Below are 13,278 nucleotides of genomic sequence, written 5' to 3' on the forward strand. Positions count from 1 at the left end.
TTGGTATGCACAAGGCCAGCCTGCGAAAGTTGTACCGCGCCAAACGACAGGCGTTATCCGAAGCCGACTGGCAGCAGCGATGTGCCGCTATTCAGGAACGGCTGCTGGCTTTCCTCACCACTCAGTTTGAGCCAGAGGATGGGTTTACACTGCACACCTATTTGCCCATCCGTCGGCAACGTGAAGTCGACACGTACTCCATTATTGCGGAACTCCGGCAACGCTACCCAAAGCTCCGGGCCCTTATTTCCCGCAGCCATTCTGACGGCTCAATGAGGCACGTAAGCTGGTCTGACGATGTAACATTAACCGACAACCAATGGGGCATTCCTGAGCCAGCAGACACAAACCATCCAGAAGTAAATAGCCATGATATTGATGTAGTACTGGTGCCGCTGCTGATTTTTGATAAACAGGGACACCGGGTTGGATATGGCAAAGGGTATTATGACCGGTTTCTGGCTACCTGCCGACCTGATGTGCTGGCTATTGGCTTATCATTCTTTGAACCGATAGAAGCCATTTCAGATAAAACTCCCCTTGATGTACCAATACACGTTTGCTTTACGCCATTCAGGAATTGGTACTTTTTTAACCACTTATAACTTTATTTTTACAAAGTAGTACTAATACATTAAAAGGATCATTAGATTTGGTATACTTTTTCCTTCTAGCAGGATAAAGGAGTGTTCCATCTTTACAACCCTACCTATGCTCGACTATCTACTGCTTTCCTCCTATCTGCCTGATTAACAGCCTATTTGCTTTTTACGGTGCTTCTTCTATTCTGCCAGAAATAAGGCAGAGGACTGAGCTATAACTTAACTGATGTTTTTTGTAGGCTACACCGGCTATTTCTGATTCCTGTTTAACCAATAGCCAACCGTAGCAGAGCCCTGCTCTTTCGCAACCCGTTTCGTTCCAACCTATGCTTTTATCACCCAGATCATCTGCCCTGATAAAAGTAACAGTATCCCAAAACCTTAAAGCAGTTTAAACTCTATGGCAATTAGCTGTACCAGACAAGTGCCGTTTTCACCGGGAAGCCATTCACCGGCCGAAAACTGGCTCCGGCAGAAACATGCCTACGTTCTGTTTTTCCTATTACAGATTCTCTCTGTAAGCGTATTCGCCCAAACAAAAGTAGCCGGTAAGGTATCCGACGAACAGGGGCAGGGTCTTCCCGGCGTGAGTGTCGTAGTCAAAGGCACCACCAGCGGCTCGGTGACCGACATGGACGGCAAGTACACCCTGAATGTCCCGTCCGGAAACGCTACTTTAGTGTTCTCCTTTATCGGCTATGTTTCTCAGGAAGTAGCCGTTAATAACCGCTCGACTATTAATATTTCACTGGCTACCGACGTAAAGTCGCTACAGGAAGTTGTGGTAGTAGGTTACGGTGTTCAGAAGAAAGAGACCGTGACCGGCTCTGTTGTTTCGGTAAAAGGCGAAGAGCTGGTGAGATCGCCGGCCCTGAACCTGACCAACTCAATTGCCGGCCGGCTGCCGGGCGTTGTGGCGGTAAACCGTAGCGGGGAGCCCGGTAATGACGGTTCGGGCATTCGTATCCGGGGTTCAAACACGCTCGGAAACAATGACGCGCTGATTGTTATCGATGGTATTCCGGCCCGCGACGGCGGTATCGGCCGTATCAATCCGGCTGACATCGAAAGTATTTCGGTTCTGAAAGATGCCTCGGCCGCTATTTACGGAGCACGGGCCGCTAACGGCGTTATCCTGATTACAACCAAACGCGGAAAAACGGGCAAGCCTGAACTGTCATACCAGATGAACCAGGGCTGGTCGCAGCCAACGGTCATTCCGAAGCTGGCCGATGCCCGTCAGTACTCGGAAATGCTGAACGACCTCGACATCTACCAATTGCCCGTGAGTGAATGGGCCGCTGCCAACCAGGCTTACAAAACGAACGGAACCTACACCCGCCCCAACGGTCAGGTACGCCGGGCACCCTACTCACCGACAGACCTTCAGAAGTTCAGCGACGGTTCGGACCCCTGGCTTTATCCAAACACCGATTGGTACAGGGCCACGCTGAAGCCCTGGTCTCCGCAAAGCCGCCACAACCTACAGTTGACGGGTGGTACGGAAAACCTGCGGTATATGGCATCACTGGGTTACCAGAACCAGGATGGCTATTACATCAATTCAGCAACCGGCTACAAGCAGTACGACCTGCGCGTCAATCTCGATGCCAAAGTGAACAAATACGTCAACGTGCAGCTGGGTATGCTGGGCCGTGAGGAAAATCGTAATTACCCGACCCGTTCGGCTGGTGCAATCTTCCGGATGCAGATGCGTGGTAAGCCGAATCAGCCCGCTTTCTGGCCCAACGGTCTGCCGGGTCCGGACATCGAAAACGGTGAAAACCCGGTGGTTATCACTACGGACCTGACTGGATATGACCGTGATATTCAGGATTACATTCAAACCAACGGCCAGGTTGACATTAAAATTCCGGGCATCGAAGGGCTGAAATTTACCGGTACGGCTGCCGTCGATAAGCGCATTAGCAACCGTAAAATATGGCAAACGCCCTGGACGCTGTACCAGCTTGGTTCCGGAACAGACGCCAACGGTAACCCGAATCTGGTAGCCAGCCGCCGTGGTCCGGCAGAACCCAGCCTCAACCAGTCTACGGCTAACCAACTGAACATCCTGCTCGGTGGTGTGGGTACCTACGAACGAACCTTCGGCGAACATGGAGTTACCATCCTGGCCGGGGTAAACCGTGAAACCATTCGAGGAGAAAACTTCAGTGCCTTCCGGCGTTATTTTATTTCGTCGGCCATCGACCAGATGTTTGCCGGGGGTGACCTGGAGAAAAACAACAATGGTGGTGCCTTCGAGCGTGCTCGTTTGAACTACTTCGGCCGCGTTGCCTACAACTATAAAGAGAAGTACCTGGCCGAATTTCTGTGGCGCTACGACGGCTCGTACATCTTCCCGGAAGCCACCCGCTACGGCTTCTTCCCTGGGGTCATGCTGGGCTGGGTAGCGTCTGAAGAAAGCTTCGTCAAAAATGCGCTGCCGGCAGTTAACTTCCTGAAGTTACGCGGCTCGTACGGTCAGATGGGTAACGACCAGATCTTCTTTGGTGGCGTGCTACAGGAATACCAGTATCTGTCAACCTATGGTTTCCGGAGTTATATCATCAACAACGTCGAGACAAAGACGCTGTTTGAGACCCGCGTACCGAACAATTCCATTACCTGGGAGGTAGCCAACAACGCTAACCTGGGTCTGGAAGGCCAGATGTTTAACGGAAAGATTTTCTTCGAATTCGACGTCTTCTCCAACAAGCGGACAAATATCCTTTGGCGTAAAGATGCGTCGGTTCCGCAGAGCACCGGTCTGAGCCTGCCCGCCCAGAACATTGGCGAAGTGGCTAACCGGGGTTGGGAGTTCAACGTAGGTTACCGCAATCAGGCCGGCAACTTCAAGTACAACGTCAGCGTAAACGGCGGCTACGCCAAGAACAAGATTCTGTTCTGGGATGAAGCGCCGGGTGCTCCTGAGTGGCAGCGTTCGACGGGCAAGCCGATGAACACCTTCCTGGTTTACCAGTACGACGGCGTGTTCAAGGATCAGGCAGACATCGATGCCAACACGCTTGACTACCGGGGAGTTGTTAACGTTATTCGTCCCGGCGATATGAAGTACAAAGACATCAACGGCGACGGCAAAATTACTCCCGACGACCGCATCCGGATGGACAATAACGATATTCCGCTGTTCCAGGGTGGTATCAACGGTAACGCCAGCTATAAAGGCTTCGACCTGACGTTACTGATTCAGGGAGCCGCCGGAGCCCGCCAGTATGTGAGTGCCGGCGAATCGGGTAACATCGGAAACTTCCTGCTGGACATCTACCAGAACCGCTGGACCATCGACAACCCGAGCTCCGTACACCCACGGATAGCCAACCGCAGTGATCAGTATTACTCAGGCGGCAACACGTACTGGTTCCGTAAGTCAGACTACATCCGTCTGAAAAACGTTGAGCTGGGATACACCCTGCCGAACACCCTTACCAATCGAATAGGGGTTAGCAACCTGCGTGTTTACATCAACGGCTTTAACCTCTTCACGGTTGATAAGCTGAAGGTGTATGACCCCGAAACCAACAACTCGACAGGTCAATACTACCCGCAGTCACGGATTATCAACACCGGCCTAACTCTGAGTTTCTAATTTTAATCTTGTCTGAATTATGTTAAAAATAAAACATATAGTACTCTCCACTATAACGGCCTCGCTGCTCATGGTGGGTTGTAACGATAACTTTGTTAATACCCGGCCACTGGATCAGGTATCGGAGGCCGCTGTCTGGAGCGACGCGGCCCTGGCCGAAGCGTTCGTGTTGGAAATTTATGCCGGTTTTGGCAACGGTGGGTTTGACGAGCAGATGCTGGCGTCTTTGACAGACGAAGCCATCTTTACGCACCCCGGCCGCGGCATTACCACCATTACGGAAGCCCGCTCGAACCCGGCCGATATTGGATGGGTAAATGGTACCCTCAACTGGCCGAACATGTATACCCGTATCCGGGCGGCCAACCTGGCGCTGAAAAACCTCGAAAAACCGCAGTTTGCCAACACGAACGGTATTGTAGACCGGCTGCGGGGCGAAGCGCTCTTCCTGCGGGCTTACTATTACCAGCAGTTGATCCGCTATTATGGTGGAGTGCCCCTGATCGACCGACCCTTTGAGTTAGGGGAAGCCGACTATAACTCGCCACGTAATACCTGGGAAGAATGCGTTAACTTCATTGTAAAAGACCTGGATGAAGCGGCTAAACTGCTGGATGGCAAGTCCGTTGTCCGGGGCCGGAGCAGCCGTGCTGCAGCCCTCGCGCTGAAATCACGCGTACTCCTTTATGCCGCCAGTGATCTGCACGACATCCCCACGGCAAAAGCCAAGTCGGCCACGATTTCGGCGTTCTCAAAACCCGAAGTGCTGGGTTATCTGACCGGCAACCGCATTGAGCGCTGGACAAAAGCCCGTGACGCAGCTAAAGCCGTACTGGACCTGCCAAACCTCGGTAACCAGTTGAACCTGTCGGCTCCGCTGCCGCGTGAAGAAGCCATCCAGACGTATATCAATAACTCGATGGCCCGCAGCGGTGGTGAGCGTGAGATTCTGCTCGGTCGTTATTTTATCAACGCCAAGCAGGAAGGCGGAGGTCGTCAGGGTCTGTTCAACGGGCCTAACGGTTACAACAACTGGGCGGGCAACACCCCTGTTCAACTGCTGATCGATGATTACGAAATGATGGACGGTAGCCGCTTCAGTTGGAGCAAGCCCGAGCAAGCAGCCAATCCATACGCCAACCGTGACCCGCGTTTCTACGCATCGGTTCTGTACGACGGTGCGCAATGGAAGCCTCGCTCAGCCGCCAATCAGCCGCGTGATCCGCTGGGGCAAATTCAGACCGGCCGTTATGAGGTTGTCAATGCCTCGGGTGCCAAGGCAACTCACTTTGGTCTGGACACCCGCAACAGCCCCATCGAAGACTGGAACGGAAGCTACACCGGTTACTACTTCCGCAAGTTTATCGACGCTAATCCGGCGATTGTTGACCAGAACACCTGGCAGGAGGTCCCCTATCCGATGCTCCGCTTTACAGAAGCGTTGCTAAACTACGTTGAAGCCTCTATTGAGTTGGGTCAGGATGGTGAAGCCCGCACCTGGTTGAACAAGCTTCGCTTCCGCTCAGGGATGCCGGCCGTTACCGAATCAGGGGATGCCCTCCGCCAGCGCTACCGCAACGAACGGCGTATTGAAATGGCGTATGAGGAACAACGCTTCCACGATACCCGACGCTGGATGATTGCGCCGGAAACACTCGGACGCAAGGCAAACGGCATTAGCATTGTTGGTACTCTGAAACCAGGCAAAACACTATCGGTCTACCGCTATGATCCTACCAGTTATGATTATAGCTACCGGGTTGTAGAAATTGACCCCGGCAAGGAAAATCGTCTGTGGCTCGATAAGATGTATTATCTGCCGATCCATCGCGATGAAATGAACCGGAATAACAAACTGGTTCAGAACCCCGGGTACTAAGAAAATAGACTTATTTTCGTTACTTTTGAAACTATGCCGGCTACGTTTAGCTGGCATAGTTTTTTTCAGCCTGCCTTTTTTGCATGAAATTGAATATCGTTAACCTGCTCTGTCTGCTATTGGCGCTAGCCGGCGGACTAGTATCCGGGTGTCAGCCTAAAGATACCTCCGCTGCCGGCCAAGCCCCTGCCGATGCCCCCGGCAATGCGCTTTTTACCCTGCTCTCTCCTGACGAAACCGGTATAACCTTCTCCAATAACCTGACCGAAGGTCTGAATACCAACGTGCTGATGTACGAGTATTTTTACAATGGCGGTGGGGTGGCGGTGGGTGACCTGAACGGCGACGGGCTGGACGATATTTACTTTACCGCCAACATGGGTCCAAATCAGTTGTACCTTAACAAAGGCAACCTAAAGTTCGCAGACATTACGGCATCGGCGGGCGTTGCCGGTCGCGAGGGGCCGTGGAAGACCGGAGTGACCATGGCCGATGTGAACGGCGACGGTCGGCTCGATATCTACGTCTGCCATTCGGGGGCTGTGCGGCCCGAAAACCGTATTCCCGAATTATTCATCAACGATGGCCCCGACGCTAACGGCGTGCCGCACTTCACCGACCGCACCGCCGAGTACGGCCTGGCTAACCCGGCCCAAACCACACAGGCCGCTTTTTTCGACTATGACCTCGACGGTGACCTGGACCTGTTTCTGCTGAACCACAACCCACGCTTGCTGCCAATTCTGGACCCGAACGCAACAGCCTCTATCATGAAGCAGCCAAGTGCCGAAATTGGCGTGCGGCTGTTAGAGAATAAAGGCAAAAAGAACGGCTCTTCGTTCGTGCCGTTCTTTGTCGATATAACCGAGCGGGCCGGCCTGAGCAGTTCGGCCCTGACGTATGGGCTCGGCATTGGCGTAGCGGATTTGAACGGCGACGGCTGGCCCGACCTGTACGTATCCAATGATTATAGCGTACCCGACTACCTGTACCTGAACAACAAAAAAGGGGGCTTTACCAATGTTCTGCCATCTAGTATGGGGCATACGTCCAATTTCTCGATGGGGAATGCCGTGGCAGATGTTAACAACGATGCCCAGCCCGATATACTGACCCTCGATATGCTGCCGGAAGACAACCGGCGGCAAAAGCTCCTGATGGCCCCCGACAATTACGAGAAATACGACCTTGCCGTGCAATCGGGCTTTCACCACCAGATCATGCGCAACATGCTGCACATCAGCAACGGCACCACCTCAGGTATACCTACGTACCGGGAGATGGGCCAACTGGCGGGCATCTCCAATACCGACTGGAGCTGGTCACCCCTGCTGGCCGATTTTGATAATGACGGCTGGAAGGACCTGTACGTAACCAACGGTTATGTGCGCGACTACACCAACATGGACTTCCTCAAGTACATGAACGACTTTATGCAGAACCGGCCCACCAACCCAAGCCGGGAAGATGTGCTGGCCCTGGTTCACCAGATGCCGGCCTCCAATGTAGCCAACTACATGTTCCAGAACCGGGGCATGGGTGCCGGTGCCGTCACCTTTGCCAATGTAGGTACGGCCTGGGGGCTTACCCAAACCGCAAACAGCACCGGAGCTGCCTACGCCGACCTGGACAACGACGGTGACCTGGACCTGATTACCAACAACACCAACCAACCCGCTTTCATCTACCGGAACGATGGCCTTCGTACCGACGGCCCGGCTCAGGTTGCCAATCATTACCTGGCCGTTCGACTGGAAGGCAACACGCCCAATACGCAGGGGCTGGGCGCTAAAGTGCTGGTGTACCAGCAAGGCCATCAACAACTCCGGGAGCAGATGCCGACGCAGGGTTATCAGTCCAGCGTCTCGCCGGTGCTGCACTTTGGTCTGGGAGCCGATAAAACCATCGACTCGGTACGCATTGTCTGGCCGGGCGGCAAACAGCAGCTTCTGACCAACGTAACCGGCGATCAGCGACTGACGGTGCAGGAGAAAAACGCCACCAGTACGTACAAGGCTCCGGTGGCTCCAGCTCCGGTCTTTAAGGAAATAGCCGCTCCTATTGCGGTACAATTCCAGAAGAATGTAATCAATGATTTTAAACGGCAGCCGCTGCTGGTAAATCCGCTGTCGTTTTCCGGCCCCTGCCTGGTTAAGGCCGACGTGAACGGCGATGGCCTTGACGACGTGTTTGCCGGGGGGAATGCCGGTCAGGCCGGGGCGCTGTATATCCAGCAGGCACCGGGCCGGTTTGTACCGAAGCCACAGCCCGCTTTTGAAGCCGATAAGGCCAGCGAAGATGTGGATGCCCTCTTTTTTGATGCCAACGGTGACGGCTCTCCTGACCTATACGTAGCCGGCGGTGGGTACGGCAACTTTGCACCCGATGACTCCCTGCTGCAGGACCGGCTGTACCTCAACGACGGTAAAGGCAATTTCTCGAAAAGCCCTGATGCCTTACCGGTTATGCAGACCAGCACAAGCTGCGTACGGGCGGCCGATGTAAACGGCGACGGCCGGCTCGATCTCTTTGTGGGCGGGCGCGTGATACCCGGCCGCTACCCCGAAGCCCCCCGGAGCTACCTGCTCATCAATAACGGACAAGGGCAGTTTACCGACCAGACTACCCAGATCGCGCCCCAGCTTGAGCACATCGGCATGGTGACCGATGCCGCCTGGACCGACCTGAATGGCGACAACAAACCGGAACTGGTGGTAGTGGGTGAGTGGATGCCGGTGACCGTATTCGCCAGCACCAGCAACAAACTGACCGATCAGACCAGCACCTACTTTAACACACCCTACCGGGGTTGGTGGAACAAACTGCTGGTAGATGACCTGAACGGCGACGGTAAGCCTGATTTAATCATTGGGAATCATGGCCTGAACTCCCAGTGCAAAGCCAGCGAGCAGGAACCCGCCGAACTGGTGTACAAAGATTTTGATAACAACGGCAAAATCGACCCGGTGCTGTGCCTGTACGTGCAGGGCAAATCATACCCCCACGCTACCCGCGACGAACTCCTCGACCAGCTCGTTATGCTGCGTCAGCGTTTCACCACCTACGAGAGCTACGCCAACGCCACCCTGAAGGATGTATTCACCGAAGAAGAACTGAACGGAGCCGGTCGGCTGTACGCCAATCACCTCCAGACTACGTGCTTTATGAGCACCGCCACGGGGAAACTACAGGCCCAGGTATTGCCGGCCGAAGCACAGATTTCACCCGCCTTTGCACTGGCTTCGCTGGACTACGACCAGGATGGGAAGAAAGACCTGCTGGTATGCGGCAACATCAGCCACGGCCGGCTGCGCTTCGGCAAGTATGATTCCAATTACGGTGTCTTATTGAAGGGAGACGGAAAGGGGCAGTTTACCTATGTACCACAGAACCGGTCGGGCTTCCGGCTGCAGGGCGATGTCCGGAGTATTTTGCCGGTGGGTAACACCTGGCTGTTCGGTATCAACCAGCAACCCATTAAGGCGTATCAGGCAAAAAACGCTGAAAAAACGCTTACCCGGTCGCCTGCTGCCGCTGGTCGTGAGCGAATGCCGGAACCGGTAAGCGTAATTACCCGAACCCGGTAAGCGGCTTGGTATCCTATCAAAACCTGGCGTTTTATTTATTTCCCTAACCCTAAACATATGTTCACTTCAACGCGAACAAGGCAACTCAGCACAGCGCTTCTACTGGCAACCTCCATAGCCGGTGGATTCTATGGCTGTAAAACGCCGAAAGCTACTACCGCGCAGACCCAATCGGCACCGCCGGTAAAAGCTCCTGCTCCGGTAGCCGCCGTGGCCACAAAAGTGCCCCGGATTCTGGTTTTTTCCCGAACCAAAGGGTTTTACCACAAGTCCATTCCGGCAGGCATCGCGGCTATTCAGAAGCTGGGCCAGGAAAATAACTTCTTAGTTGATACCACCAAGAATGCGGCTCTGTTCACCGATGAGAATCTGAAAAAGTACAGCGCCGTGGTGTTTCTGAGCACGACCATGAACGTACTCGACCCCAAACAGCAGGTGGCGTTTGAGCGATACATTCAGGCAGGCGGTGGCTTTGTGGGCATCCATGCCGCTACGGATACCGAGTACAACTGGCCCTGGTACAACAAGCTGGTGGGCGCTCAGTTTTCCAGCCACCCAAAGCAGCAGCAGGCCGGCATCGATGTTATCGACAAAAGCCATATCTCGACCAGCCACCTGCCCGACCGCTGGGAGCGCTTCGACGAGTGGTATAACTTCAAAAACATAAACCCGGATGTCAAGGTCTTGGCTAAACTGGACGAAACCAGCTACCAGGGCGGTACCAACGGCGACAATCACTCGTTCGCCTGGTACCATGAGTTCGACGGTGGCCGGGCCTGGTACACGGCGGGTGGGCATACCGACGAAAGCTTTAGCGAGCCGCTTTTTGTGAAGCACCTGCTGGGCGGCATCCAATACGCTATTGGGCCAAACAAAGACCTGGATTATGCGAAATCGTACGCCGTTGAAACGCCGGAGGAAAACCGGTTTACCAAGACCGTTCTGTCTAACGACCTGAACGAGCCGATGGAACTGGCCGTAGCACCGGACGGACGGGTATTTTATGTAGAGCGGGCGGGCAAGTTCTACATGTATGACCCCAGGACCCGTAAGAATAAAATGGTGTACGACTTCCCGGTGAAGGCCGTGGAAAAGTACCTGAACGGCCTGCTGGGGATGACCATCGACCCGAATTTCAGCCAGAACCATTACCTGTACTTTTTTTACACCATTCAGGAAGGTCAGCAGACGAAGCAGCGCATCGGCCGTTTTGTTATGAACGATGATGGTACGCTTGATGTAGCCTCCGAAAAGCCCATTATCGAATTCCCGATCGACCTGGAGGTGAGCGCCCATACCGGCGGCTCTATGGCGTGGGACCGACACGGTAACCTCTACATCTCGACCGGCGATAATACCGTACCCTTCGAGTCCAGCGGCTTCTCGCCTACCGACTGGCGGGCCGGCCGCCTGACGTTCGATGCGGCCCGATCATCGGGTAACGCCAATGATTTGCGGGGCAAAATCCTGCGGATTCATGTAGAGCCGGATGGCTCTTATACGATTCCCGAAGGCAACCTCTTCCCGAAAGGCACACCGGGTACCCGGCCGGAGATTTACGTGATGGGCTGCCGTAACCCCTATCGGATCTCGGTTGACCCGGCGACATCGATCGTATACTGGGGCGAAATTGGCCCGGATGCCGGCACTGATGGCGAGCAGGGGCCCCGCGGCTACGATGAATTTAATCAGGCCAAAAAAGCCGGCAATTACGGCTGGCCATTCTTTGTGGGCGACAGCAAGCCGTATAAGGCATATAACTTTGAGACTAAAGCGGTGGGCGCTCAATACGACCCCAATGCCCCGGTCAACAACTCGCCGAATAATACGGGCATCAAGAACCTGCCCCCGACCCAGAAGGCGATGGTGTGGTACCCGTACAACAAATCGACCGAGTTTCCGGAGCTGGGTCAGGGTGGCCGCTGCGCCATGGGTGGTCCCGTATACCACTACGACCCGAACCTTAAATCGAACGTGAAGCTGCCGGCGTATTACGATAAGGCCCTGTTTATGTACGACTGGATGCGGAACTGGGTATTTGCCGTCCGTCTGGACGAGAATAACAACTACAAACGCATGGAGCAGTTCATGCCGACGCGGGGCGACTTCCGCCGACCGGTCGATATGGAAATCGGGCCGGACGGCTCTATTTATATGCTCGAATACGGCACCGTGTATGGAATCGACAACGACGATGCCCGACTGGTGAAGATCGACTACAACCCCGGCAACCGCGCTCCCGTTGCCGTAGCTTCGACCCGCGATACCATCGGTCTGGCTCCATTCAAAGTAGCCTTCAGCAGCCGCAGGAGCTACGATTTCGACGAGGACGATGAACTGCGCTACGAATGGCGCTTTGAGAATAACCAGGTTTCGACGGAAGCAAATCCAACCTATACGTTCCAGAAGAACGGCATTTACAACGTGACGCTGAAGGTAACTGACCCGGCCGGAAAAAGCTCGATAGACACGCTGGAAATCAAAGTTGGGAACACCCTGCCGCAGGTAGCCATCAATGTTGCCGACAACAGCACGTTCTTCTTCCCCGACCAGACTCCGCTGAAGTATGCGGTAGATGTAAAGGATAATGAAGACAAGGTGATCGACAAAAAGAATGTGAAGGTGGCGCTGAACTACATTCCGAAAGTGGCCGGCAACGATGCGCCCATTGGCCACCAGCAGATCAGCAGCACGTTTAATCTGGGCAAGAACCTGATGGCGGGTAGCGATTGCAAGGCCTGTCACCAGATCAACGGCAAATCGGTTGGGCCGTCGTTCATTGAGGTGTCTAAAAAATACCGGGGTGATAAAGGAGCCCTGACCCGGCTGGCCAACAAAGTTATCACCGGGGGCGGTGGGGTTTGGGGCGACCATGCCATGAACGCCCACCCGCAACTAACCCGCGAAGATGCCACCGAGATTGTGAAGTACGTGCTGTCACTGGCCAACGATCAGCCCGACGTTCGCCTGCCGCAGCAGGGCACGGCCCTCCTGAAAGAGCATGTGGGTAAAGACGAGCAGGGCCGCTACGTGCTCACCGCATCGTACACCGACAAAGGCGGAGCCATTACCCCGCTGACCAGCAGCGAAACGCTGATTCTGCGCCCGGCCAAAGTAATAGCGGCCGATGCCGACGACCTGCACAACATCAACCGGCAGGGCCGGCGTCTGGGCGGCATCAAGCATAATTCCTATTTCGTGCTGAAGAACGTCGACCTGAAAGGCATTGAGCAGTTGACCTATAATTATGCCGCCAAGGACTTCAACGGCACTATCGAGGTTCGCCTGGATTCGCCCAAAGGGCAGGTCATCAGCACCGCCACCTTCACCCCCACCGGCGACTGGCGTAAAGCGGCCGACATTAGCGCCCCCATTCAGGACCCCGGCGGCAAGCATACCCTCTATTTCGTGTTCACCAATAAAGAGCAGCCAACCCAAAACCTGGCCGCCCTGACCTGGATAAACTTCGAGAAGGGACAGGCGGTAAGCCGACGGTAAAGGTAGAAAAGCCGGATAAGGCAAGCCTCCGAAGAAACTGCCTGACTCCACCTGGAGTGCATCCGTACCTCTTCCGAAACACCCGCCCAAACTAGTCTGGGT

At 54.5% G+C, this 13,278-nt stretch carries 5 protein-coding genes; all 5 read left to right on the top strand.

Annotation, left to right across the window (positions count from 1 at the left end):
• The first annotated feature begins 5 nt into the window (after positions 1–5).
• The 5 genes from ABD931_RS14265 to ABD931_RS14285 all read left to right on the top strand — a co-directional run bounded on the left by ABD931_RS14265 (position 6) and on the right by ABD931_RS14285 (position 13,176).
• Positions 6–605, top strand: coding sequence for a 5-formyltetrahydrofolate cyclo-ligase (locus ABD931_RS14265; RefSeq protein WP_345268200.1), 600 nt, complete (start codon positions 6–8; stop codon positions 603–605).
• A 397-nt stretch (positions 606–1,002) separates the two neighbouring features.
• Positions 1,003–4,212, top strand: coding sequence for a SusC/RagA family TonB-linked outer membrane protein (locus ABD931_RS14270; RefSeq protein ID WP_345268202.1), 3,210 nt, complete (start codon positions 1,003–1,005; stop codon positions 4,210–4,212).
• 19 nt (positions 4,213–4,231) lie between these two features.
• Entirely contained in the window at positions 4,232–6,091 is a 1,860-nt protein-coding gene (locus tag ABD931_RS14275) for a RagB/SusD family nutrient uptake outer membrane protein (protein WP_345268204.1), read from the top strand.
• An 83-nt stretch (positions 6,092–6,174) separates the two neighbouring features.
• Complete coding sequence (locus ABD931_RS14280) at positions 6,175–9,678, top strand: VCBS repeat-containing protein (RefSeq protein WP_345268207.1); 3,504 nt, start codon at positions 6,175–6,177, stop codon at positions 9,676–9,678.
• Positions 9,679–9,735: 57 nt separating this feature from the next.
• Positions 9,736–13,176, top strand: coding sequence for a ThuA domain-containing protein (locus ABD931_RS14285; protein WP_345268209.1), 3,441 nt, complete (start codon positions 9,736–9,738; stop codon positions 13,174–13,176).
• The last annotated feature ends 102 nt before the right edge of the window (positions 13,177–13,278 follow it).

This window comes from Nibrella viscosa, from assembly GCF_039541875.1.
In the GTDB taxonomy this organism is placed as follows: domain Bacteria; phylum Bacteroidota; class Bacteroidia; order Cytophagales; family Spirosomataceae; genus Nibrella; species Nibrella viscosa.